Genomic DNA, 25,387 nt, shown 5'->3' on the forward strand with positions numbered 1-25,387 from the left:
CTTCCCTAATAAATCTGAAATGATTTTGCTGCTTGTAAAAAAGAACTGGGTACACCCGCGAAAGGGTAAGAGCGGGTGTACCCAGGTAAGCAAGCATTCGGCTGGCGAATTTGCCGCTTGCGCGGCATTACGCTTCCGTTTTTAAGACGGACGAGAGGTCGGAAATGAACCCTCTCAGCCCTTCATTTGTTCAAGTTCGAGCCCTTTGGTCTCGTGCACCATGTACAGAACAAATGCTACGGACAGTAGTGCGAACAGGGTGTAGATACCGTAAGCACCGGCGAGACCGATTCCGACCAGCATAATCGGGAAGGTCATGGTGATGGCGAAGTTAGCCACCCACTGTGCGAGGCCAGAGACCGCAAGGCCGGAGCCGCGCATCTGATTCGGGAACATCTCACCCAACATGGTCCACATGGCCGGTCCCCAGGAACCGTTGAAGAAGAACACGTAGGCGTTGGCGGCGACCAGTGCCAGCAGGCCCATGCTCTGGGAAAGCTGCAGGCTGCCGTTGGCATCCACGGTGGAATTGGCGAAGGCAAAGGCCACCAGACCCAGGGTTGCAGCCATGCCGATGGAGCCCACCAGCAAAAGTGGTTTGCGGCCGATCTTGTCGATTAACGCCATGGTGATCAGACAGGCGGCGATGCTCACACCACCGGAAATGATATTGATCATCAACGCATCGGATTCAGAGAAGCCTACCGCTTGCCAGAGAACGGCACCGTAGTAGAACACCACGTTGATACCCACGAGCTGCTGGAATACGGCAAGGCCGATACCGACCCAAACGATTTTACGAATCTTGCCAACCTTGTGGCCGGTGTTTTCTAGCAGGTCTGCCATGCGCGGGCGGTGGTCGCTGGCCACAGACTGACGAATGCTGTCCAGCTTTTCGGCAACGGCGGCTTCGCCATACAGTTTGCGCAGTACTTCGGTGGCGCGTGAGGTCTGCTTGGACAGCACCAGGTAGCGCGGGCTCTCCGGGATCAGCAGCAGGGCCAGGAAGAACAGGGTGGCGGGAACGATTTCGATCCAGAACATCCAGCGCCAGGCGTTGTAGCCCATCCACCATTCGTTAATGGCGGAGCCAGCAGTGTTAGCCAGCCAGTAGTTGCTGACAAATGCTGCGAACAGGCCGGAAATGATGGCGATCTGGTTGATGGTGATCAGGCGGCCGCGGATAGCCGCCGGGGCAATTTCACTGATATAGGCCGGTGACATCACACTGGCGGCGCCCACGGCGAGCCCGCCGAGGATACGGTAGAACACAAACTCCGGAGAGCTGGCAGCAATACCCGAACCCCAGGCGCTGACTACGAAGAAGACCGCGGAAATTAGCAGCAGGGTCTTGCGGCCCCAGCGGTCAGCCAGGCGACCAGCAAAGAATGCGCCGACGGCACAGCCAAGCAGCATGGAGGCCACGTTGAAGCCGGTACCGGCGGTATCGGAGTTGAAGGCCTGCTGTAGGCCGGTAACGGTACCGTTGATGACCCCACTATCAAATCCGAACAGGAAGCCACCAATGGTCGCTACTCCGCAGATCAGGATGATAAAGGGGAGGGAAGGTGCATCTTGGCGGCCCTGGGCTACGCCCTGGATACCGTCCGCGGAATTCTCAATCGCTTGCATGGGGGACTTCCTGCTTTTTATTGTTGGCACGAAGGGTATCCGTGCTTATTTCGGTGAACCGGCAAAACCCAGCCATCTCACCTTGTTGTTTTTGTGTACAGTTTTGCTGTACGAGGACCCAATCAGGGGCTTCTTTATGGTGACGTTTGGCGGTCGTAAAAGCGTCCTACTTTGCGAATATTTGTAAAGTTGGACGCCTCTATTCCCCTGCCAAGGTCCCAGTTTGGGTGGGAAGCGCCAAAAACTGGGACCTTCTGACCTTATTTGAGGGTAAACCCTCCTTCAAGACCAGATTCCGCATTTGGAGCAATCCACACCCGGAACTCTCCAGGCTCCACCGCTTGCTGCATGTCCGCGTTGTGGAAAGCCAGCTGGTCCGGGCTGAGAGTGAACTGCACCTGGCGGGATTCACCGGGGGTTAGGGTGATGCGTTCAAAGCCTTTCAGCTCCCGTACCGGGCGTGACACACTGCCCACGAGGTCGCGCACATAAAGCTGTGCCGTCTCGGTAGCGGTGGTTTTGCCGGTGTTGGTCAGCGTGGCGGATACAGTGATCTGGCCGTCCGCGTCCATGGTGGTGTCGGACAGCGCGAGGTCTTTGTATTCAAACGCGCTGTAGGTCAGACCGTAGCCGAACGGGAACAGGGGTTTGTGACCGTAATCCAGCAGGTTGGACGAGTTGCCCGGCTGGTGCTGGAACACTTCGCGGCCGATTTTCTCGATGCGGGTGTAGTTATCGTCCGTCGGCGGGCGTCCGGTGGCCAGGTGGTTGTAGTAGATGGGGATTTGCCCTGCACCCACCGGCCAGCTGAGCGGCAGGCGCCCGGAAGGCGAGGTCTCACCATAAAGTACGTCCGCCAGCGCCGGTCCGGCCATGGTGCCCGGGTGCCAGGCCATCATGATGGCATCCGCCTGTTCCAGGGTGTCATCCAGCTGAAGCGGGCGGCCGGCGAGTAATACCATGGCCAACGGCTTGCCGGTTTCGGCGAGCGCGGCGACGAGGTCTGCCTGGGCACCGGGCAGGCGAATATCGCCGCGGCTATGGCCTTCGCCGGAGAGAATCGCCTCCTCACCGCCGACAAATAGCACCACATCGGCTTTCCTGGCGGCCTTAAGGGCCGACTTGAACCCACGTGTGCTGGTATCGCGACTGTAGTCGAGACCGGCGGCGTAAAGGATCTCTCCTTCTTCCCCCACCATCTCACGCAGTGCCGGCAGCAGGGTGTGGGAATACTTTTTATCGCCGTTGTAGATCCAGGTGCCCAACTGGTCGTGGGCCGCCTCCGCCAGTGGGCCGATGACTGCGACCGTCTGGCCTTTTTTCAGTGGCAGCAGCTGCTTGTCGTTCTTGAGCAATACGAAGGTTTCCTTGGCGGCCTCCTTGGCGGCGTTGAGGAACTCGTCGTTGCGGATAATCTGTTCACGCTCGGTTTTGGACTTGGCGCGGGGGTAGGGGTTGCTCCACAAATCCAGGCGCAACTTTACCCGCAGGATGTTGGCGACCGCGGTATCGAGCTGGGCTTCGGAGAATGTCCCCTCGTCCATTAGCTGCGGCAGGAACTGTTCGTAGGTATCGGTATACATCTCCATATCGATACCGGCATTGGCGGCCAGGGTTGCCGCGTGCTTGGCGTCGCGGGCGAAGCCATGCGGGACCATTTCCATTACCGCGTTCCAGTCGCTCACTACAAAACCGTCGAAACCCCATTCGTCCCGCAGGATCTGTTTGAACAGGAAGGGGCTGCCGGTACCCGGTACGTCGTTCAGGGTGCTGTAGGTACTCATGATGCTCTGCATGCCCGCGTCGATACCGGCCTTGAATGGAGGCAGGTAGATGTCGCGCAGCAGACGCTCTGGAATATAGGCGCTGTTGTAATCTCGCCCGCCTTCGGCGGCCCCGTAGCCGGCAAAGTGTTTGCCGCAGGCGGCGAGGCTGCTTGGATCTGCGAGGTTAGCGGTCTGGAAACCTTCCACCATGGCGACGCCGAGAATGGAGGTCAGCAGCGGATCTTCCCCTAGTGTTTCGGCGATACGCCCCCAGCGCGGGTCGCGGCTGATATCGATCATCGGCGCGAAAGTCCAGCGTATACCGTCGGCGCTGGCTTCCTGGGCAGCGACGCGGGCACCGTTTTTGATCAGTTCCGGGTTCCAGCTCGCGGCTTGGCCCAGCGGAATTGGGAAAATGGTCTCGTAGCCATGGATTACATCCTGGCCGAAAAGCAGCGGAATACCCAGCGGACTTTCTTCCACGGCGATACGCTGGAGTTCGGCAAAGGCATCGTCGTCTACAGCGCTGAAGCTAACGTTCAGAAAACCGCCCACGCGTCCTTCGCGAATGGCCTGCTTGATGGCCTTCATATCGGAAGCACCGTAGGTGCCCCAGTCACGCAGGGCCAGCTGGCCAATTTTTTCTTTTGTCGACATCTGTGCGAGCAGGCTTTGCACGCGAGACTCGATGTTGGTCTCGGCCTGTGTCACCTGTGCGGCCGGAGTGACCGCTGGTGTGGCCTGGGTTACGGGCATGACCGCACATACGGACAGCATGCCGGCGAGCACGCCAAGGTAAATCGGATTTTTTTTCATGTTGCTCTCCATCAAGGCATTGGGATAGGTGCGGTAAAGTCAGTGCGCTTGCCGGTGGAAAAAAGGGCCCCCGCAAGGGGGCCAAGTAAGCAAGCGAGTTCGTCAATTACTGCAGGGTTAGAAGTTGTAGTTGGCACGCAAGCCGTAGAAACGCGGCATGGAAACTGGGCCCTTGATCAGGCCATCGCCCCCACCGGCCCAGTATGTTTGACGCTGGTCGGTCACGTTGTAGGCGAAGGCCTCGATGTTCCACTGGTTGTCTGGTGCTTCCAGCTTCAGTGTGGTGTTCACACTGTGGAAAGCCGGCCGCACATCGCTGAACGCGTCTGGCGTTTCGGTGGCGAAGACTTCGTAGTGTTTATCCACGTTGTGGAAGGTGTGGTAGGACTTGTCGCGCCAGTAGTAGCTCACGTGAGGAACCAGCGCGAATCCATTGTTGAAGCGGAAGGTGTGGGTGTAGTTCAGCTTCGCGGTCAACTTTGGAGATGCGGCCAGATCATTACCCTTGAGGTTGACCTTGAGCGCGTCGTTCTCCGGATTGGTGGCGGTGCCGTGATCGACCTCAAACAGATCGGTGGTGGCAAAGCCCCAGTGGTATACGAAGTCACTGGTGATTTCCGTATCCAGCCAGGTCACGTAACCGTCGAAGCGGCCGTTCTCGATCGGTGCCCAGTCAAACTCGACTTCGAAGCCCTTGATTGCCGCGCGGCCGATATTTTCCGTTTGGAATACGGTCTGGGTTTCGGTGGTGATCTCGCCGGTCAGTTCGCCAGTCTGCTCATCACGCTCTTCAACGTAGAACGGAAAGATTCCGCGGGCGGAGGCCGCCTGCATGTCTTCGTAATCGCTGTAGAAGAGGGTGGCCATCAGGTTCAGGCTGCCATCCATGAAGGTGCCTTTGGTACCCAGCTCATAAGTAGTGACGATTTCCGGATCGTAGGTATTCTGGTGACGCTCTTTAATGACGCGGTCGCCATTGGTATCGGTCAGGTATTCCGCGGTGGTGGGATCTTGCTCGTACTGCACAAACACGTCGCCGATACCGCCGGATTTGAATCCGTTGGCGACATAGCCAAATACCATCAGGTCGTCATTCAGAATGTAATCCAGGCCGATGCGGTAGTTGGTGAAGTCCCAGCTTCCTTCGGTCTGGTTGTCACTGACGGCGGTGTAAATGGCTGGATCGTCAAAGTAGTCGGTGGGCAGCTGGTTATACGCGTCGCGATCCCATGCGGGGAAGCAGCGTTCACCGGTTTGCGGATTGATGGTGTCACCGTTACAGGTCATGTTGCGGCCGCCAACGTCCTGTTTGGAGTCTTCGGTGTAGCGCAAACCGAGTGTCAGGTTCAGCTGGTCGGTGAGGGCGTAGGTGCCCTGGGTAAAGAAGGCTTGGGACTTGAGGGTACGTGCGGGCTGGTTCCAGTAATCCGCATTGTTGCCGCTGTTGATCCAGCCACCCTGCATATTGTTGTCTTCTTCAAAATAGAAGGCACCTGCGATCCACTGCAAGGGACCAGAGCCGGTGGATTGCAACTGCAGCTCGTGGGACTGGGAAACGAAGGTGGCGTCGCGGAAGAAGATCGACATATCCCAACCGGTGATACCGCGGTCCTGGTCGGAGTGCTGCGAGCGCACCTGCTCAGCCCAGCCGGCGTTATAGATCAGCGCGATTTCCTCGGACACATCCCAGCTCAAATTGGAGCGCACGGAATCGATACTCAGGTCGAGGAAGCCCGGAACACTGACCGCGACGGTGTAGTCGTCGGCGCCCGGGCCGTAGACACTTTCACAGCCCAGCAGGCCGGTAACCGGGGTGGCAGAGATATTGCCGTCGGCATCCACATAGTTGCCGTCCCAGTCTTTCTTGATCCGCTTGTCCGCCATATCACAGTTCATGGTGTCGGTGCCGCCGGCGCTGTCATCCTGGAATTGCTCGTAGGCGAGCATCCATGACAGCGACTCGGAGGGCTCCCACAGCGCGCTCACGCGGAAAGCATACTGGTCGGAGTTGTTGTAGAAATCGGCTGGGTCGGCCTTGACCAGCTCCTGCACCTCACCACTGCCCCAGCGCTCACGTTGGCGCAGGCTGCGGTCTTCGTCTGCACCCGTGTATACCGGGGCATTCTGGATTTCCTCCGGCAAATAACGCACGTCCCACTGGTTGGGGTCGTAGTAGCCACGCAGGTAGGAATCGCGGGTTTCCTGCATAAAAGAGGCGCGCACGGCGAAGGTGTCGCTGACTGGCAGGTTGACCATGCCGCGGGTCTGCTGGTGATTCCAGCGGCCGGCCTCTACACCAACGGATGCATCAAACTCGTTGAAATCCGGGCGCTTGGAAATGATGTTCACATTGCCGACCGTGGAGTTGCGGCCAAACAGTGTGCCCTGAGGGCCGCGCATGGCTTCCACGCGCTCGACGTCAAACATCAGTGCCATGGCACCTTGCGGGCGTGGGGAGTAGATGCCGTCTAGGTGCAGGCCCACGGATGGGTCGCCCAGCTCGGTGATGTTGGTTGAGCGCACGCCACGCATGGCGACCACGGGAGCTGTCTGGGACGAATCCATGGAGATTTCCATGTTCGGCACCATTTGCGCCATATCTTTAATGTTGGTGAGGCCCTCGCGGTCGAGCTTTTCCTGGCTGAACGCGGTAATGGAGATCGGGGTCTCCATCAGATTGGTTTCCCGCTTGGTGGCGGTGACGGTAACTTCTTCCAGGGTATTTGCCGCTAGGGTCGTGTCGGTGTCTTGTTGCTCTTGGGCCATTGCCAGGCCCGAGTGCACCAAGGCAATGGACAGCGCCAGAGGCTTGTGCAGTAGGTTCATTAGTATTCCTCTCAGTATGTTTATTGTTTTATTGCCGTGTTCTACGCGACGGAGAGAATGTGCCAAATGCTCATGAGCGCGGCGTCCGGGTGGGGGTATTCGAACCCCGAATCCAGCGATTTCTGGCGTTCGACTGGTTCGGATGTATTCGAACCTCAAAAAACCTCATTTAAATCAATGAGTTATACGTCTATGTGGTTGCTGGCTCGTTGTCGTAAAGTGGTTTGCTCGAGCGATTTTGATAAGACAGAACGGGTGCTCGCGCTTCATTTGTTGAGTGTTTTCTAGACGGTTTGGGTGCAGGAGGAGTCGTGTCGCAGATAAAGAAATGCGGTTGCTTGTGTCTGGCGGAGCATAATTGGGGCGGGTAACACCGTGTCGCTAGGGAGTGTTATCTCTCACGATCCTTATCCGTTATTATTCTGAGATTCTGTACGAGCAAGGCGCTGCTCTCTGGATGCGCCTGTGAATTGGCTATTGGATAACCAAGAAAAAGTATAAAAGTGAATCAGGTCCTGTTTAATTTTCACGACGTAGTACTGCTGATGACGGCGATGCAGTGCCTCTTTTTTGCAGTTCTCCTGTTGGCCACGAATGTGAGCAGACAGGCCAGTACTTACTTTCTTGCGGCCTTCCTTTTCGCTCATGCATTTATCCCGCTACATGAATTGGTCCTGTGGGGAGCTGAATTCAAGTTCACTGTGCGCGAGCTATTGCCCCAGATCTACTTCCTGGGTGGTTTTGCCTATTATTTGGACGGCATGTTGCTGTTCTTCTGCGTGAAATCCCTGATCTTCCGCGACTTTTCACTGCGGTCGCGCGATGCGGTACACCTGCTGCCGTTTGTCTTTGCGCTTCTTTATATGAGTGCGGTGTTCTTCCGCTTACCACTGGAGCAGCGCCTGGATCTCATCAACAGCGAAGACCTGGTGTATGGCTGGCACTATGTGTTGGTGGAGTTCCTGTGCAAGAGTTTGCGGGTGGCCTATTGCGTGTGGTCGCTACTGTTGCTCGTGCAATACACGCAGCGGCTGAAGTCGACGCATTCCAATGTGGAAAAGGTGGATGTCACCTGGATCAGGACTCTGGTGTTTGGTTTTCTGGTGGTGATGGTGATGGAAGCGGCGTTGGGCATTGCCAAAATGTTCAGCCTGTATCAGCCGTACGATCTGATTGTGTTCGAGAAAATCGGTCTCACTGGGTATTACACCCTGTTCGTGCTGGTGAACCTGTTGGTATTCACTGGAGTACGTTATTTCGCCAACTTTGAATCGGTGCGAGAGCCTGAGAAGCCGCGCAAGCCGGCTGCGGAGCAAGTCTGTAACCCGGCGCTTGCCGAAGAAATCGACAAGAAGATGCACGCGGAAAAGCTCTATCTGCAACCGGATGTAACCATCGATCTACTGGCGGAAGGCCTGGAGATCCCGCCGCGCGATTTGTCGATGATTATCAATCGACATTTTGAGGTGAATTTCTACGAGTTCATCAACCGCTACCGTATTGAGGAGGCGATGCGACTCCTGCGCAGTGCCGACGGGCAGGGAAAGACCATCACCGATATCTATCTGGAGGTGGGTTTCAATAGTAAGTCGGTGTTCAATACCTTCTTTAAAAAAGCAGCGGGTATGACGCCCTCCCAGTATCGCAGCGCGGAGACGCTTGCCCAGCCAGTCTGATGCGGCATGCCAGCGGTTCTCGCACCGCGCCGCTGGCAGATATACTTTTGCTTCCTGTTTGCGCGTAATCATCCAGTTCCCTCATGTCCGATATTGCATCTAATCTGACCGAAGTACTGCAAACCGCACTGCGTCGTTACCCGGCCACCGGAGCGCTGTGGCTGGGGTATTCCGGCGGCCTGGATTCTTCGGTGCTCTTGCATCTACTGGCAACGGCGAAGATCCCGTTTACTGCGCTGCATATACATCACGGACTCAGCGCACAGGCCGATGCCTGGTTGGTGCATTGTGAAACCGAAGCGGCACGGCTCGGTGTGCCCTTTGTGGCGATGAAAGTGGAGGTGGATGGCAAACGCGGTGGCGTCGAGCAGGGGGCCCGGGATGCACGTTACGCGGCTTTTATTCACAAGATGGGCGCCCGTGATCAGGTTTTGCTGGCGCAGCACGGCGATGACCAGTCGGAAACGTTTTTGTTGCGCCTGTTGCGCGGCGCCGGCGTATTGGGTCTTGGGGGTATGGTGCAGCAGCGCGGGATTGGTGCCTCGGGAGAGGGGAAGTCGCTCTTGCGTCCTTTATTGGGGGTGAGTCGCGCGGAGCTGGAGCAATATGCGGCAGTCAACGAGTTGCGCTGGGTCGAAGACGACAGCAATGCTGATGTTGCTTATGACCGAAACTACCTTAGGAGTCAGGTTGCCCCTGCCCTGAAGGCGCGTTGGCCGCTGAACGCGCGAGTTGCACAGGCTTGCGAGAATTTGCGCGAGGCGGCGGGCTTGCTCGAGGAACTCGCCGGAGAGGATTTGAGCCGCTGTGGTGTTCGCGAGGAAAGTTTTGGCGGCAGTATCGGCCTTACGGTATTTCGCGACCTGTCGGTTCCCCGCCAAAAAAACCTGTTGCGTGGCTGGTTGGCCAGTTTGGGTGCCCAGATGCCAGAGGCTGCCCATCTTGGGCAGGCGTTGTCTCAACTGGAAGCTCGGGACGACGCAGTGATCGAGGTGCCCTTGGGTGAGCGAGTTTTGCGCCGCTATCGTGATCGCCTGTATCTCACACCACAATTGCCTCGTCTGGAACTAGTGGCGGGAGAGGGTGAATGGTCGTGGGATGGTGTGGTCTCGTTGGCGTTGCCCGGTGGTTGGACGCTCAGTCCCAGTCGCGACTGGCCCGCGGGCGAGTACTCCGTGCGCTTCCGCAGCCATGGCGAGCGGGCCCGGCCGCGAGAGCGCCATCACTCCCAGACCCTGAAAAAGCTGCTCCAGGAGTACGGCCTTCCTCCCTGGTTACGCGATCAGGTGCCGCTTGTGTCCCGCGAAGGCACCTTACTGGCAGTGGGCGACCTTTTTGTCACCGAAGAAGGTCCGCCGAAACCGCCAATCTGGACGTTTTTGGATTGAGCAGAAACCCGCTTTCTGGTAGTCTGGCGTCCCATCTCAAAGGCACCGAGTTGCGCGAGTCTGCGCGCTTGAGCCAGTCCCGCACGCCCGAACTCGTCGGGCATTCAACTGACCAAGGTTTTGCATGACGCGCTACATTTTTGTCACAGGCGGCGTGGTTTCCTCATTGGGGAAAGGTATCGCCTCCGCCTCTCTGGCCGCTATTCTTGAAGCCCGCGGCTTGAAGGTCACTATTCTTAAGCTCGATCCGTATATCAATGTGGATCCGGGCACCATGAGCCCATTCCAGCACGGCGAGGTCTATGTGACCGAAGATGGCGCCGAGACTGACCTGGACCTGGGCCACTATGAGCGTTTCGTTCGCACGCGCATGTCCAAGCGCAACAACTTCACCACTGGCCGGGTATATGAAACCGTGCTGCGCAAAGAGCGCCGCGGTGACTATCTGGGTGGTACCGTACAGGTGATCCCGCACATCACCGACGAAATCAAGCGCCGAGTGATCGAAGGTGGTCGCGATGTAGACGTGGCTATCGTTGAGATCGGCGGTACCGTGGGCGACATCGAATCCCAACCGTTCCTCGAGTCCGTGCGCCAGTTGCGCGTGGAAATGGGCATCAACCGCGCCCTGCTGATTCACCTGAGCTATGTGCCTTACCTGGGCACTGCCGGTGAAACCAAAACCAAGCCGACCCAGCACTCCGTAAAAGAGCTGCGCTCTATCGGCCTGCAGCCAGACATTTTGCTGTGCCGCTCCGAGCGCGCCATCGATGACGACTCCCGTCGCAAAATCGCGCTGTTCACCAACGTGGAAGAGCGCGCGGTAGTGCCGCTGCCCGATGCCAAGACCATTTACGGCGTACCGCGCATGCTGCACGAATACGGCCTGGATGAAATCGTCGTCGAGAAACTCCAACTCGAATGTGAAGCCCCGGACCTGCACGAATGGGATGACGTGGTTGACGGAAAACTGAATCCAGAGCACGAAATCACGATTGCCATGGTTGGCAAATACATGGAGCTGCTGGATGCGTACAAGTCCTTGATTGAGGCTTTGATCCACGCCGGTATCAAAACCCGCACCAAGGTTAATATCGACTACATCAACGCTGAAGATGTCGAAGGCGAGAATGGTCTGGACCTGATCAAGGGTGCCGACGCGATTCTGGTACCCGGCGGCTTTGGTGAGCGCGGCCTCGAAGGCAAGCTCGAAGCGGTTCGCTACGCCCGCGAAAACAATATTCCGTTCCTCGGTATTTGTCTTGGCCTGCAGTCTGTGGTGATTGAATACGCGCGCAACGTACTCAATCTGGACGGCGCCAACAGCACCGAATTTGACGGCAAGACCCCGCACCCGGTTATCGGCCTGATCACCGAGTGGATCGACAGCGAAGGCAACATCGAGACCCGTGACGAGAAGTCCGATCTGGGCGGCACCATGCGTCTCGGCGGCCAGGAGTGTCGTCTGGCGAAAGATTCCAAGGCTCGCGAAATCTACGGTGAAGATGTCATCGTTGAGCGCCATCGTCACCGTTACGAAGTGAACAACAACTACGTCGATCGCCTGCAGCAAGCTGGCCTGAAAATCGGCGGTTGGTCTGCAGATGACACTCTGGTGGAAATGGTTGAACTGCCCGAGCACAACTGGTTTGTGGCCTGTCAGTTCCACCCGGAATTTACTTCTACCCCGCGTGACGGCCACCCACTGTTTGAGAGCTTCGTAGCTGCGGCTGTCGAGCACAAGCAGGCTTAATCAAGAAGCATAAGCAGGCGCAGATAATGAAAACAATTGAAGTCGGCAAACTGAAAGTTGCCAACGACAAGCCGTTCACTTTGTTTGGCGGCATGAACGTACTGGAATCCCGCGATATGGCCATGAAAGTGGCCGAGCACTATGTCAATGTCACTGACAAACTGGGCATTCCTTATGTTTTTAAAGCGTCTTTCGACAAGGCGAACCGTTCTTCCATTCACAGCTATCGTGGCCCGGGGATGGAAGAGGGGCTTAAGATTTTTGAAGAAGTCAAAAAGACCTTCGGCGTGCCGCTGATTACTGATGTGCATGAGCCTCATCAGGCTGCCCCGGTTGCCGAAGTCGTGGACGTTATTCAGCTGCCTGCATTCCTCGCACGCCAAACCGACCTGGTTGCTGCCATGGCGGCAACCGGTGCGGTGATTAACGTGAAAAAGCCGCAGTTTATGAGTCCGCCGCAAGTAAAAAATGTGGTGGAGAAATTTGCCGAGGGCGGTAACGAAAACATCATTTTATGTGAGCGCGGTGCCTGTTTCGGCTACGACAACCTCGTGGTGGACATGCTCGGTTTCCGCACCATGATCGATGCCTCTGGCGGCGCACCGCTGATCTTCGACGTGACCCACTCTCTGCAAATGCGCGACCCGGGTGGCGCTGCATCTGGTGGTCGCCGTTCCCAGGTGACCGAGCTGGGCCGTGCGGGTTTGGCCATCGGTATCGCAGGTCTGTTCCTCGAAGCGCACCCGAACCCGGACAAGGCGCTGTGCGATGGCCCAAGCGCGCTGCCCCTGGAAAAGCTCGAGCCCTTTCTGGCACAAATGAAAGCCGTGGATCAGCTGGTGAAAAACTTCGAGCCGCTCGATACCAAATAACCCGCTACCAGATAGTAGACAAACGAATAACTAAAATGAGCGGCCCAGAGAAGGCGGCCGCCGCACTTAAACTTCACAGAAACACACATTCCGAGTAAATAATTTCCGGAAAAACAAGGAGCCCGTTGTAAACATGAGCAAGATTGTTGCTGTAAAAGCTTTTGAAGTATTGGATAGTCGCGGTAACCCCACCGTTAACGCCGATGTAATTCTCGAGTGCGGCGCGGTAGGTTCTGCCTGTGCACCGTCTGGCGCTTCCACCGGCTCCCGCGAAGCTCTCGAGCTGCGCGATGGCGACAAAAGCCGTTACCTGGGCAAAGGCGTTCTGAAAGCAGTTGAAAACATCAACGGCGAAATCGCCAACCTGCTGGTAGGTATGGACGCAACCGATCAGCGTGCCCTCGACCAGGCCATGATCGACGCCGATGGCACTGAAAACAAATCCAAGCTGGGTGCGAACGCCATCCTGGCCGTGTCCCTGGCCGCAGCCAAAGCTGCCGCTATTTCCAAGGGTATCCCCCTGTACCAGCACATCGCTGAAGTAAACGGCACTGCCGGTGAGTACACCCTGCCGGTACCGATGATGAACATCATCAACGGTGGTGAGCACGCCGACAACAACGTCGATATTCAGGAATTCATGATTCAGCCGGTAAAAGCCAAGTCTTTCGCCGAAGCGCTGCGTCAGGGTGCTGAAATCTTCCACGCCCTGAAAAAAGTTCTGTCCGCTCAGGGCCTGAACACCGCCGTTGGTGACGAGGGTGGCTTCGCCCCGAACCTGCCTTCCAACGAAGGCGCCCTGAAAGTCATCGCTGAAGCTGTAGAAGCCGCTGGTTACAAACTGGGCGACGACATCACCCTGGCTCTGGACTGCGCGTCTTCCGAATTCTACAAAGACGGCAAGTACGACCTGTCTGGCGAAGGTAAAGCATTCGATAGCGCTGGTTTCGCCGATTATCTGGCCGAGCTGTCTGAAAACTACCCGATCATCTCCATCGAAGATGGCATGGACGAAAGCGATTGGGACGGCTGGAAAATCCTCACCGATAAAATCGGCGAGAAAGTACAGCTGGTGGGCGACGACCTGTTCGTCACCAACACCAAGATCCTGAAAGAAGGTATCGAGAAGGGCGTTGGTAACTCCATCCTGATCAAGTTCAACCAGATCGGTTCTCTGTCCGAGACCCTGGACGCGATCAAAATGGCCAAAGACGCAGGCTTCACCGCGGTTATCTCTCACCGTTCCGGTGAAACCGAAGACACCACCATCGCTGATCTGGCTGTTGCTACCGCTGCTGGCCAGATCAAGACCGGCTCCCTGTGCCGCTCCGACCGCGTAGCCAAGTACAACCGTCTGCTGCGTATCGAAGCCGAGCTGGAAGGCAAAGCGCCTTACCGCGGCATTGCCGAGTTCAAGTAATTCGGTAAGCCCGGTAAACTGGCTAAAACTCGTATCGGCGCTTCATTAGCAGAGCGCCGATGCGAAGGTGCTGATACCGATGCCCCTTTCCGGGACCTTCTGCGACAGGGAAGTCGCGGAAGAGCCCCCAGGGATGGGTTCACGGCGTGTCCCGGGAAGGGGCATCGGTAGCAGGGCCGCCACGAAACTTCTTTCGTGTGAACTCTGAAAGCCAGAAGAGAACAAAACAAATGAAATGGCTGCTGGCAATCCTCACAGTAATGCTGCTGGTCTCCCAATACCGATTGTGGGTGGGCGAGGGCAGTTTTGCGGATGTGACCAGACTGGAACGGCAGCTTGAAGAGCAGCAGCGAAAAAATGCTGCACTTGAGCGGGAAAACCGCCACCTCCTAAGGGAAGTTCGTAGCCTCAAAGAAGGCACCGAAGGCGTCGAAGCCAAAGCCCGCTACGACCTCGGCCTTATCAAAGAAGGCGAAACCCTGTTTATTTTTCTCGATCAGGATGAGCACAAAAATTCTGCGCAGTCACAGCGAGAAAAACAATGACCCCCTCAGATAGCCATGCGACCACCGATTACTGGGTCGTAGTACCTGCCGCTGGCGCCGGCAAACGCATGGGCGCAAATACACCCAAGCAGTACCTGCCTATCGATGGTAAGCCACTCATCGCCCATACCCTCGAAAACATATTGTCCTGGCCCGGACTGAAAGGCGTCGTTGTTGCGCTTTCCGCGGACGACGCTGTATTCGCAACACTCGAATGTGCGCAGGACGATAAAGTCCAAACCGTTATTGGCGGTGCCGAGCGTGCCGACTCTGTTCTTGCCGCTCTTGAATACCTGAGTCAGCACCAATCACCGGCCACCTCAGTGTTGGTTCACGATGCTGCACGACCGCTGGTCAGTATTGAAGACATCGACAAACTTCTCGCCGCCGCCCCCATGGCACTGCTTGCCCAGCCCGCCAGCGATACCGTTAAGCTCGCCGGTGAAGCGAATTCTGTTCGACAAACTCTGCCCAGAGAACAAATCTGGCTGGCGCAGACACCACAGAAAGCACCGCTCGGTGCCTTGCTGCAAGCACTGCAACGTGGCCTTGATGAGAACCCCAAGGCCATCACCGACGAAGCCAGCGCGCTCGAATTAGCGGGCCATGCCCCCGAGCTGGTAGCGGCCTGCCGTAGCAACTTCAAAATTACCCACCCGTCAGATCTGGTGCTCGCAGAAGCCCTGCTTCGCCACCGGTCCGACGGCGCCTCATCAGGAAACAAACTATGAACCTCAGAATTGGCCAGGGCATAGATGTACATGCCTTCGGTCCCGGAGATCACGTCGTCCTGGGGGGCGTTCGTATTCCACACGATCAGGGATTGGTTGCTCACTCTGATGGAGATGTACTGCTGCATGCCCTTGCCGACGCGTTGCTGGGCGCACTGGCCCTCGGCGATATCGGCAAGCATTTTCCGGATACGGATGCCGCTTATTCCGGTGCAGACAGCCGCGTGTTACTGCGCCATGTAGTGGGATTGATTCATCAGCAGGGCTACCGGCTGGTTAATGCCGACGCCACACTGGTTGCCCAGGCTCCCAAAATGGCACCACACATCGATGCCATGCGCGTAAATATCGCTGCAGACTGCGCCGTGGACGCCGGTGCAATCAGTGTCAAAGCCACCACCAGCGAAAAGCTCGGCTTTACCGGTCGTAAAGAAGGTATCGCCGCCCAAGCGGTGGTGTTGCTGGAGAAGCTGTGAACGATTCGTTGAATCATTCTGAAAAAGAAGGTGAGCAAGCCTGGGATCTGAATTGGCCCCGTGCGCTCGGCGGAGCTGCAGTGCAGGCGGATTTCCGCAGTGAGCCGGAAGACTTTGTGGTGGATGAACTGGCGGCCCCTCAGGAGGAAGTCGGAGAGCACGTCTACTTACATATTCGCAAACGTTGCGCCAATACCGGTTTCGTCGCCCAGCAATTGGCTCAGCTCGCCGGCGTGCAAAGCAATGATGTGGGCTACTTTGGCCTGAAAGATCGTCATGCGGTGACTACCCAGTGGTTCAGTGTCTGGCTGGCACAGAAGCCCGAGCCCGATTGGACGCAGCTGAACAATGAAGAAATTCAGGTGCTGAAGCACTTTCGCGGTGCGCGCAAGCTGCGCCGCGGTGGGCATTTGGCGAACCGTTTCCAGATTCGGCTGCGCAACGTAATCGGTGATTATTCAGCTGCAGAAAACGCCCTTGCGCAGATACACCGAGGTGTGCCCAATTATTTTGGTGAGCAGCGTTTCGGTCACAACGGCGGTAACCTGAATCTGGTAGATCGTATCGTGGCGGAGCCAATTGCCGGTAAGCGCAAACGCCTGCCGCGCAACCAGAAAGCGTTTGCCTTGTCCGCCGCGCGCAGTTGGCTTTTTAACCAGGTACTGGCTGCACGGGTAGAACAGGGCACGTGGATGGAAACCCTGGAAGGGGAGCCGGAAGCGACAGGCAGTGGCCCCCTATGGGGGCGCGGAAGGAATATGGCCTCAGGCGAGCAGCTCTCGCTGGAGCAAAACGCTATGGCGCCTTGGCAAACCTGGCAGGACTGGTTGGAGCATGGTGGTTTGAGCCAAGAGCGCAGACCATTAATGTTGATACCCCAGGGGTTTGAGTATCGGTGGGAAGAGCAGGAAACGGGCAGGGATTTAGTCCTCACCTTCGCTTTGCCACCGGGCACATTTGCCACTGCGCTGCTGCGGGAAGTGGCCGAGCTGGCCAATCAATCTTCTGTGGCCCTAAAATAAGTAAAAACTAACGACAACAAACTGTGACCGTGGGAGCGAGTGTCTTCCCGGTCAATCGCCGGAAAGCGTGGTTCTTTTTGTTGGAGGACTGCTCGGGGGCCGGTGATTCGCTTGTAGGGAGACTATCAATCCTTATGGATCGATTTAGACACGAAGGCCTGGGTATGACATCCCAGCGCACCCGCAACCGTTTGATTCAACGCTTGCGCGACGAGGGGATCAGTAACGAAGAAGTGCTGGATGTTATGGCATCCACACCTCGTCACCTGTTTTTGGATGAAGCCCTGGCGATTCGCGCCTACGAAGACACCGCATTGCCCATTGGCTATGGGCAGACGATCTCCCAGCCCTACATTGTTGCGCGAATGACCGAGCTGCTGCTGAGCAGAGCCTCATCGCGGGCACGCGTATTAGAGGTTGGCGCCGGCTCAGGCTACCAAACCGCAATTCTCGCCCGCTTGGTTGAGAAGCTGTATTCCGTGGAACGGGTTGAACCCCTGTTGGTCAAAGCTCGTCAGCGAATGCGTGAATTGGGGATATTTAATGTGGAAATGCGCCTGAGTAGTGGCGGTTTCGGTTGGCCGGAACAGGAAACCTTCGATGCCATTCTTTGCGCGGCAGCGCCCGCGACGGTTCCCGACGAATTGCGCGAGCAGCTGGTACCGGGTGGGGTGATGATCATTCCTGTGGGGAGTGAGCGCCAGTACCTGACGATTGTCACTCGCAGCGAAGACGGAGAGCGCTTTGATGTGGAAAAAGCCGAGCCGGTACGGTTTGTGCCCCTGCTAAGTGGCGTGGTGCGCTAATGACCACAGGAAACAATGCGCCGACAAACACCATATTGCGAAGTCGTTACTGGGGAGTTGGTTTACGTGGCCTAGCCATGGGTGCCGCGGATGTTGTCCCGGGTGTCTCTGGAGGCACTATTGCCTTTATTACCGGTATCTATCAGGAGCTGCTCGACTCTCTGAGCAAGATTGGCCCGCATACTGTGGTGTCTCTGTTCCGGAATGGTATTGCCGCCACGTGGCGGGAAATCAATGGAAGCTTCTTATTGGCGCTCTTTAGCGGCGTCCTTATCAGTATTTTTAGCCTGGCCAAACTGATTGGATATTTGCTCGAAAATTACCCGATTATCGTCTGGTCATTCTTCTTTGGTTTGATTCTCGCTTCAGTGGTTCCGATTGCTCGTCGGGTGATGCATTGGCAGTGGTCCAGCTGGTTGGCCCTTTTATCTGGGGTAGCCCTGGCCATTCTGGTTAGTGAAATGCGACCGACAGAGATAGCCGCAACGCCGTATACCTTGTTCTTTTCAGGTGCTTTGGCAATCTGCGCGATGATCCTGCCGGGAATATCCGGGTCTTTCATCCTGTTAATGATCGGTATTTATCCACAGGTGATCAACGCGGTCCACGATCTGCAGATCGGAGCACTGATTTGGTTTGCAGCTGGAGCAGGCTGTGGGTTGTTATTGTTTAGCCGGGTGCTTTCCTGGCTTATGCACCGTTTTCCTTCTGTAACGCTTTCATTTCTTGTCGGTGTGTTGTTGGGGAGCCTGAAAATCGTGTGGCCCTGGAAGCTCGCTAACGGTGATGTGGGAGAACTGAGTAGTGCCAAGCTCGCTCCAATGTTATCTAACGTGTCGCCAATGGAATTTGCTTCCGTCACCGGGCAGCCTTCATATGTTGTCGGGGCGGCGGCTGCTGCTCTGGGAGCTGTGATTCTGGTACTTGCACTCGAATGGATCCATGGCCGGCATGTAGGAAAAGTCGTACACGATTAAGAGTTAAAGGCGTACTGCAGCGTTACCTCCGGATTACCCGGATACAAAATATGACTTTGGGGTCTTTATTCTCAATCAAGCCGCTTAAAAAGGGTTTGTTCGGGAATCCGCAAGAAGACAGATTTATTGGCCGTCAAAAGCCGTTGAATCAGAGGTTTTCTTTAGACACTTTTTCCATAAATGGACCCCTTTGATGTAAAAAGAGAATAATGAAACGGCGCATATCTCGACATTTTAAGGCCAAATCTGCCGACTCTGGTGGATGCTTTTTGCGTCTTTGTCCCTTTTTACTGGGGCGGCTTACGGTTGTTTTCTGCGCAGTGCTTCTGCTTGCTTCCTGCGCGAGCAATCTGGCCCCAACTTCCTCCCTGAAGCAACCTCCAAGTCAAAAGATTCGCCACCACACTGTCAGCAAAGGTGAGACCCTTTACTCCATCGCATGGCGTTACGGTAAAGATTTCAAAGAGTTAGCGTCGGTAAATCGTATTTCCGCGCCTTATCGGATTTTTCCCGGACAGCGTCTCGCGCTGACTGGGCGAGCCCCTGTTGCTAGTAGCCAGCCGGTGGCAAAGACCGTTGCGAAAACAAAGAAAGTGACTCGTAAAGCGCCAGCCAAGGTATCCAAGCCTGCGCCGAAGGTTGTGAAAAGATCGTCAATTTCGGACGGTAATAAAAGTGTCACAAAATGGCGGTGGCCAGTTCGCGGCAGGGTGCTCTCACGTTTTCAGGCTAACGACCCGTTGCGCAAGGGTGTTGATATCGCCGGGAAAAAGGGGGAATCTGTTCAGGCAGCGGCGGATGGCACAGTGATTTACGCCGGAAGCGCACTGAGAGGTTACGGTAAGCTTTTGATCATCAAGCACAATGAGGAGTTCCTCAGTGCTTATGCCCACAACGACAAGCTACTTGTTGGCGAGGGTACGAAAGTCAGAGCAGGGCAACGGATAGCGGAACTGGGTTCAAGTGGTACCAACCGTGACATGCTCCACTTTGAAATTCGCAAGAATGGTCAGCCGGTAGACCCATTGGCATACCTGCCATAAGGAGTCTGCCGAAATAAGCGCGATAACCGCTCACCCATACGCTGTTGTGCAATAAAAATGGATTTTTATTTATAACCACTTGAGGTAGTCACCGGGATCGGAAGTAGCTGCCCTGCAGTGACCCTACTCACCAGTGACGGTGAGTTGCCGAGAACGGAGGCTGTCGCAGTTGACGGCGACCGATTCAGTGATCGCAAGCTGTCGCAAGCGGCTGATACAGGCAAAGTACAAGGAGTTGGGGAAATGGAAGCACAACGTCATGATCAAATGGATTTTGGTGCTAAGACAGATATTGCGCCGGAGCCCTTCGATCAGGAAAAAACCTTAACCGAAACCAAAACAAGCCGTACCCGGAGTAAAACGGCAAAAAAAAACTCTGAAACAATCTCCCACAAGACATCGAAGTCAACTTCGAAAAGCACATCCACAAAAACAACCATACGAAAGCTCGACGATGCGGCCGGGCAAAAAAACCTCGACGCGACCCAGTTATATCTCAACGAAATCGGATTCTCCCCTCTATTAACCGCCGAAGAAGAAGTCTACTACGCACGTAAAGCTCTGCGTGGTGATGCGGCGGCCCGCAAGCGCATGATTGAAAGTAACCTACGACTGGTTGTGAAAATTGCCCGTCGTTACGTTAGTCGCGGTCTCGCGCTCCTGGACTTAATCGAAGAAGGCAATCTCGGTCTTATCCGCGCGGTGGAAAAATTTGACCCTGAGCGGGGCTTCCGTTTCTCGACTTACGCCACCTGGTGGATTCGCCAAACCATTGAGCGCGCCATCATGAATCAAACGCGGACCATCCGTCTGCCCATTCATGTGGTGAAAGAGCTTAATGTTTACCTGCGTGCCTCCCGGGAACTGGCTCAGAAGCTGGATCATGAGCCAACGGCGGAAGAAATCGCCAATTTGCTGGAAAAGCCCGTTGAGGACGTAGAGCGTATGCTCGGACTCAACGAACGCGTTACTTCAGTCGATACGCCAATCGGCCCTTCGTCTGAGAAAACGTTGGTGGACACCATTCCGGACCAGCATGAATCGGATCCGGCGGAATTGCTGCAGGATTCCGACTTGTTTGACAGCATTAACCGCTGGTTGGGCGAGTTGCCAGATAAGCAGTGTGAAGTGGTTTCGCGCCGGTTTGGGCTACGAGGTTACGAAGCCAGTACCCTGGAAGAAGTCGGTCGTGAAATAGGTCTGACCCGTGAGCGTGTACGCCAGATTCAAGTGGATGCGCTGAAGCGTCTACGTGAAGTCATGGAGAGTCAGGGGCTTGACGGTATGTCGCTGTTTGCGAATCTCTGACCAGTACAGTTTGAGACTTGTTTAAGTCCGAAAACCCGCAACTCAGGTTGCGGGTTTTTTTATGTCTTGAAATCGCTACTTTTGTTTCCAGCGCCCTAGGTTGTCCTGGTAGTACTCGCCTTTCTTGAGTCGGGCTTCTAACTTTTCTGCCGCCCGGGCGGCTACCTGACTGATATCAATCTTGTTTCGCTTGGCGATCGCCGCATACTCGTTTTTACGCTTGCGGTTTACTTCGTTCACCAGTTTTTCCAGTTCTGGCGAGCTGTCCTGCACAATAGCGATATAACCGCTGTTTGCCTCCCCAACCAGACCTTGGGTTTGCGCCTGTTTGAGCGTAATGGCACTCGCGGGAAGGGCGAACAGGAAGGCGAAAATCATTAATACGCTTGCAAGCAATGGCTTACATGCGCGTTTGGTCGGCAAAGTGTGTTCTGCGCGAGAAATAAAAGTGTTTAGCATGTTTGTGTATCCTTCAATTGTCCAGCTGCGACGTATTTCAGTCAGCTCTAGAAAATGCCTTCCTTGTCTTCAAACAAGTCGTCCAGTTCTTTGTCAACTTTTACACGAATCTCATGCTCGATTTTGACATTGAGGTTCACGGTAATTGGCTCACTTGGGGCCTGGACCGCTACGGTGGGGGTACACCCGATTAGGGTCCCACTGAGCGCCAGTGCGCCCCACAGGACCAGGGGCTTTAAACTGTCTGCTTGGTTCACTACAAACTCCTGCGACTCTCTGGTAATGGCTCTTTCAGCGCTACTTAGATCGCGCGGAGGAAAGAGCCGAAAACGCGCCAATTGCTGGCATCCTGCCAAACCGATGGGGGATACACGCAATGGTTGCTGATTACTATAGATAGTTCAGGATTAACCGTTCCTGAACACACGGAACCCGGTGGGGATTTGGCGCCCAATATGGGGACTGACCGGGATCTGTTCGATTAGGCTTACTTACTGCGCTTGTTGCTCCAACACATCGGTTAAATCACGGCTAGCTTGCAGTGAGCGAAGCATACTGGGGACATTGTTTTCCAGGTTCAGATTAATAATGAGATCGCGCTTCGCGTCTATCGCCTGGCTGTTCCCTGTCAGCTTCAAGTTGAGCTGCAAATCACCACTCAATGGATACTGAATAGTGCCATGAATGTCCCGGTAGGTGTAATCCTCCAGCGCTCCAGCCACCAGTTTCAGTTGTGGGTTGCTGGATAGCATTTGCGGGGAGAATGCGCCGTAGTAGCGCATACGTCCACCCGGTGGCCGGGATTGTAAGCTTCCGTCTTCGACCGTAACGCCTTGGGCATCTGTGGTAATCGGTATGGTTGCATCCAGTAGCCCACTTGCGGAAAAGTTGGTGGACTCCAGTTCTGTCGTCAGTGCGCGCAGAGAAATACCGGTGAACTGGAAGGTGGACTGTCGCTTTTCTCCGCCAAAGTTCCATTTAACCATGTCTGAAGTCAGGGCTCCCTCGAGCAGTTCAGACGAAAAATCCTTCAGTACAAGATCGCCAGATGCGCTGATTGTCAGGTCGAAATGCAGATTGTTAAGGGCGACGCCCGCATCAACCGTATCGGCCGAAACTCGAGCTGGGCCGGTTGTCGCCCATGAGTCACCCTCTCGCTCAAGGGATATTGTGGAATCTATCCCTACCGCATAGCTGTTGTTGTATTGAACAACGGCATCCGATAAAGAGGCCTGGGCTGTATCCTGTTGGCTATCTGGCCAATGGAGTTTTGCAGTGCCCTCGAGTTTTCCTCCTACCAGGTTGGCAGGCAGTCCATCTACACCCATTGCCAGTGAGTTACTGCGGCTGAATTCGGTGGGAGGGAGTACAAGTTCCAGTATCCCTTCTTGCTTTTTGCGATTGTGTTGCCAGCTGCTGTTAAATTGCAGAGGGCCACTGGTGACGGTACTGGTCCCGGTTAACTGTTTGTCATTGAATTCAAATTTCCCATGGGATGCCAATTGAATCGTCAATGCATTTACGGTTTTGATGGTCAGTTGATCTGCACGATAATTAGAGAATCCGGAAGTGATCGCGCTGTTCTGTCCTGCGGTTACCGAAGTTTGGGCTTCTAATGTCGTAAGGTTGAAATCCTCGAGAAACACGATTCCCTCAAGGCTATGTCCTGCAAGTGCCATAGGTGCGAAGCTGACAGCAATTTGTGGTGACTCACAATGCATTTTTTTCGCGTCAATTTCGCAATGTGCCGCAGAGGAAAATAGCTCGGAGTTATCAGCACTTATTTCGCCTGATGTACTTTTATCTACCGCCATATTCAGGTCGCGGAGATCGACAACAGTCGATGCAGTATCCGCAATTGCAGACATTGCTATTTCAGTCTGTAGAGTAAGGTTTTCTATGAGAGTATTTTCCTCAACAAGACTGAGATTTGAGGCGTTGGCGTCCAGTTGAAATGTACAGGCTTTGGACAAAATATCCGCGCACTTGACTTCCAGTAGTTTACTTTCGATTTTGGGGTTGGAACGGCCTTGAGACTGCTCAGGGGCCTCCATCGTTACCATAAATTTGGGCGTACTTACCTGCACTGGGCCTGGGATTTTTTTTGCGCTGAAGGACACTGCTTGATCACCGGGAAGAGTGATTTTAGTCGTGCGCCAATCCTGCAATGCCGCCGGTATTTTGGTTTCCGGTTGTTTCAACAGCAATTCGCTTTTGTCAGGAAATTTCCATTCTACTGACAAATCGCTGATATGTTGCTGTTCGCCAAGAAGTTCGATATTCAGCTTGGGGAGCGTAAATGATGTGGACACGGCGTGCGTGCCTGCTAGCCGCTTCACCTCATATCCCGCCAAATGTTTTTTAATGGTCGGGTACTCAAGTACTTCTTGCCAATTCGCCAGCTCAAGATCTGTATCGATCGCAACTAGGGGTAAGCCTTCCTCGGACTCCGTAAGGCGGAGTTTGGCATTGAGTAGGGATGCCTCTTTATCTGCTTGCGGGCCTTGAACCTGTATTGAGAGCTCACCACTGATCTTTTGTGCCGAAAGCGGCTGCAGGCTATCGAGTTCGACGGAAATCGGTGATCTGGTATTTGTGGTGATGAGTACTGGGATACCCATGAGTTTTTTGGGGAGCGGCACAGTCAGATTTTCAACTTGGATCTCGCTGTGAAGATCGCTGATACCGTGCAGTCCCTGGATCTTATCTTTAATCTGTCCACGTAGGTTAATCGAGGCTGACCCTCGGCTTTGCGCGAGCAGGGCCAGCCCGCTGTGCCAGCTCTCTGTGGACGAAGAGGGCAGCTGTTGTCTGATATTTGCGGTTAGTGTGGATAACCGCTCTGCGGCGAGCTGGGTGTTGCTAGAAAGATCCCAGGCTGCAGGAGCGCTGTCGGGGAGTTTTTGTAGGTGGCCTGAAACACTCGCAACTACATCTCTTTCATGAGTGAGTTCAAACTGAAATTTTGGGCGGTCGCTAATCGGTTGTATATCCACTGACAGCAGGCATCCATCGCAGTGTGAGTTGCGTATATTCCCCGTAATTGAGCCCTGGCTGTTGCGAGAAAATTGTGCAGTAGAGTATCCGGGTAAATGCTCGGGGACCTGAATTGTACGAATTTCGACACTCCGTATAGGTAGCGCTTGTAGCTGTTGCAGCAGGTCGCTGATTGTTAGAGTTTCGCGCGCGGTGTCTTCGTCCTGGTCGACTTCTGTGGATTGGGAACGATCGGAATCGGATTGCCGGGTAGTCGTGGCCTTCGATTCGCGGTCCTGTCCTGCAGAGCCGGGCGCCGGTCGCGCGGTGAGGTCTCCGATCTTCTCGATAGTCACCTGATCGATGGATACCTCCGCTTTGGGAGCAGCCTCACGGTTGGCAGTGAAAACGTGGAGGATCAGATCGTTGAGCGGTTGTATCTGGAGGTTGGCCAGGAGAATTTGCTGATCTTGTTCCGTTTCTATGACTAATTGCTGGATATTCGCACGCCAGTCGCCATCGTCCCGGGATACCTCAAGCCGCTCAATCGAGGTTACGCGTGCGTTATCGAGTTGCTGATTTATTAACCAGGGTAGCCAGATATGTCGAGTGACCCATGTGGTTACCCCAGTAACAACTCCGGTAACAAGAATCGCCAGGGCAAAAACGACAAAATAGCGTACCAGTACCTTCGCGTTGCGTTGGGAGAGGCGGGATGTCACGCGCGCGAATACCTCAGTTGACCGGTATGGCTATTACAGAGAGACTTGTTCTGAGAATAACGAGAAGGGCAGTTATTGTGAAATTCCAGATGACATTTTTCCTCAAGCGTCGCATGTGCGATGGCGCCCAAGTGCCGAAAACATCGCGCATAGTGCGGGCGGCAACCGCGACA

General features: G+C 55.1%; 20 protein-coding genes. 13 read left to right on the forward strand and 7 right to left on the reverse strand.

All coding sequences use genetic code 11. The features are described 5' to 3' along the window. Positions 1-174: 174 nt before the first annotated feature. The 4 genes from KUV22_RS00275 to KUV22_RS17235 all read right to left on the reverse strand — a co-directional run bounded on the left by KUV22_RS00275 (position 175) and on the right by KUV22_RS17235 (position 7,687). Positions 175-1,632, reverse strand: coding sequence for a sugar porter family MFS transporter (locus KUV22_RS00275; RefSeq protein WP_222227674.1), 1,458 nt, complete (start codon positions 1,630-1,632; stop codon positions 175-177). Between the two features lie 260 nt (positions 1,633-1,892). Continuing rightward, complete coding sequence (gene bglX / locus KUV22_RS00280; RefSeq protein WP_261319042.1) at positions 1,893-4,214, reverse strand: beta-glucosidase BglX; 2,322 nt, start codon at positions 4,212-4,214, stop codon at positions 1,893-1,895. A 117-nt stretch (positions 4,215-4,331) separates the two neighbouring features. Beyond that, positions 4,332-7,040: a TonB-dependent receptor gene (locus KUV22_RS00285; RefSeq protein WP_222227675.1), complete on the reverse strand. Its 2,709-nt coding sequence runs from the start codon at positions 7,038-7,040 to the stop codon at positions 4,332-4,334. A gap of 407 nt (positions 7,041-7,447) precedes the next feature. Further along, positions 7,448-7,687 carry a hypothetical protein gene (locus tag KUV22_RS17235; RefSeq protein ID WP_261319168.1) on the reverse strand — a complete coding sequence of 80 codons (240 nt, stop codon included), beginning with the start codon at positions 7,685-7,687 and terminating at the stop codon, positions 7,448-7,450. A gap of 54 nt (positions 7,688-7,741) precedes the next feature. Here KUV22_RS17235 and KUV22_RS00290 point away from each other — a divergent pair, with 54 nt between their 5' ends. The 13 genes from KUV22_RS00290 (at position 7,742) to rpoS (ending at position 21,057) form a co-directional block, all read left to right on the forward strand. Beyond that, a complete protein-coding gene (locus tag KUV22_RS00290; RefSeq protein WP_315857480.1) occupies positions 7,742-8,716 on the forward strand; it encodes a helix-turn-helix domain-containing protein in 975 nt (324 codons plus the stop codon). 83 nt (positions 8,717-8,799) lie between these two features. Next, positions 8,800-10,104: a tRNA lysidine(34) synthetase TilS gene (gene tilS / locus KUV22_RS00295; RefSeq protein ID WP_222227677.1), complete on the forward strand. Its 1,305-nt coding sequence runs from the start codon at positions 8,800-8,802 to the stop codon at positions 10,102-10,104. 124 nt (positions 10,105-10,228) lie between these two features. After that, the gene (locus KUV22_RS00300) at positions 10,229-11,857 is read left to right on the forward strand and encodes a CTP synthase (protein ID WP_222227678.1); all 1,629 of its coding nucleotides are present in this window, start codon (positions 10,229-10,231) and stop codon (positions 11,855-11,857) included. 26 nt (positions 11,858-11,883) lie between these two features. Further along, a complete protein-coding gene (gene kdsA, locus KUV22_RS00305) occupies positions 11,884-12,729 on the forward strand; it encodes a 3-deoxy-8-phosphooctulonate synthase (protein ID WP_222227679.1) in 846 nt (281 codons plus the stop codon). Between the two features lie 133 nt (positions 12,730-12,862). Further along, the gene (gene eno, locus KUV22_RS00310) at positions 12,863-14,149 is read left to right on the forward strand and encodes a phosphopyruvate hydratase (RefSeq protein ID WP_222227680.1); all 1,287 of its coding nucleotides are present in this window, start codon (positions 12,863-12,865) and stop codon (positions 14,147-14,149) included. 230 nt (positions 14,150-14,379) lie between these two features. Then, positions 14,380-14,694: a septum formation initiator family protein gene (locus KUV22_RS00315; RefSeq protein WP_222227681.1), complete on the forward strand. Its 315-nt coding sequence runs from the start codon at positions 14,380-14,382 to the stop codon at positions 14,692-14,694. Further along, positions 14,691-15,425: a 2-C-methyl-D-erythritol 4-phosphate cytidylyltransferase gene (ispD, locus tag KUV22_RS00320; protein ID WP_222227682.1), complete on the forward strand. Its 735-nt coding sequence runs from the start codon at positions 14,691-14,693 to the stop codon at positions 15,423-15,425. Before KUV22_RS00315 ends, ispD begins: the two co-directional genes overlap by 4 nt. Further along, positions 15,422-15,901 carry a 2-C-methyl-D-erythritol 2,4-cyclodiphosphate synthase gene (gene ispF / locus KUV22_RS00325; RefSeq protein WP_222227683.1) on the forward strand — a complete coding sequence of 160 codons (480 nt, stop codon included), beginning with the start codon at positions 15,422-15,424 and terminating at the stop codon, positions 15,899-15,901. The genes ispD and ispF overlap by 4 nt, the downstream gene beginning before the upstream one ends. Continuing rightward, positions 15,898-16,923, forward strand: a complete 1,026-nt coding sequence (truD, locus tag KUV22_RS00330) for a tRNA pseudouridine(13) synthase TruD (protein ID WP_222227684.1) — start codon at positions 15,898-15,900, stop codon at positions 16,921-16,923. The genes ispF and truD overlap by 4 nt, the downstream gene beginning before the upstream one ends. 134 nt (positions 16,924-17,057) lie before the next feature. Beyond that, positions 17,058-17,729, forward strand: a complete 672-nt coding sequence (locus KUV22_RS00335) for a protein-L-isoaspartate(D-aspartate) O-methyltransferase (RefSeq protein ID WP_222227685.1) — start codon at positions 17,058-17,060, stop codon at positions 17,727-17,729. Beyond that, positions 17,729-18,706 (forward strand): DUF368 domain-containing protein, encoded by a 978-nt coding sequence (locus KUV22_RS00340; RefSeq protein ID WP_222227686.1) that lies wholly within the window; start codon positions 17,729-17,731, stop codon positions 18,704-18,706. Before KUV22_RS00335 ends, KUV22_RS00340 begins: the two co-directional genes overlap by 1 nt. Positions 18,707-18,915: 209 nt before the next feature. After that, positions 18,916-19,749: a peptidoglycan DD-metalloendopeptidase family protein gene (locus KUV22_RS00345; protein ID WP_261319043.1), complete on the forward strand. Its 834-nt coding sequence runs from the start codon at positions 18,916-18,918 to the stop codon at positions 19,747-19,749. Between the two features lie 243 nt (positions 19,750-19,992). Then, entirely contained in the window at positions 19,993-21,057 is a 1,065-nt protein-coding gene (rpoS, locus tag KUV22_RS00350; protein ID WP_224918991.1) for an RNA polymerase sigma factor RpoS, read from the forward strand. Positions 21,058-21,132: 75 nt separating this feature from the next. Here rpoS and KUV22_RS00355 read toward each other — a convergent pair whose 3' ends face one another. The 3 genes from KUV22_RS00355 to KUV22_RS17440 form a co-directional block, all read right to left on the reverse strand. Then, a complete protein-coding gene (locus KUV22_RS00355; RefSeq protein ID WP_222227687.1) occupies positions 21,133-21,516 on the reverse strand; it encodes a YdbL family protein in 384 nt (127 codons plus the stop codon). A gap of 47 nt (positions 21,517-21,563) precedes the next feature. Then, positions 21,564-21,773: a YnbE family lipoprotein gene (locus tag KUV22_RS00360; protein ID WP_390625211.1), complete on the reverse strand. Its 210-nt coding sequence runs from the start codon at positions 21,771-21,773 to the stop codon at positions 21,564-21,566. A gap of 234 nt (positions 21,774-22,007) precedes the next feature. Then, positions 22,008-25,214, reverse strand: coding sequence for an intermembrane phospholipid transport protein YdbH family protein (locus KUV22_RS17440; RefSeq protein WP_222227688.1), 3,207 nt, complete (start codon positions 25,212-25,214; stop codon positions 22,008-22,010). Positions 25,215-25,387 lie beyond the last annotated feature (173 nt).

Source organism: Microbulbifer agarilyticus (genome assembly GCF_019800665.1).
Taxonomy (GTDB): Bacteria; Pseudomonadota; Gammaproteobacteria; order Pseudomonadales; family Cellvibrionaceae; genus Microbulbifer; species Microbulbifer agarilyticus_C.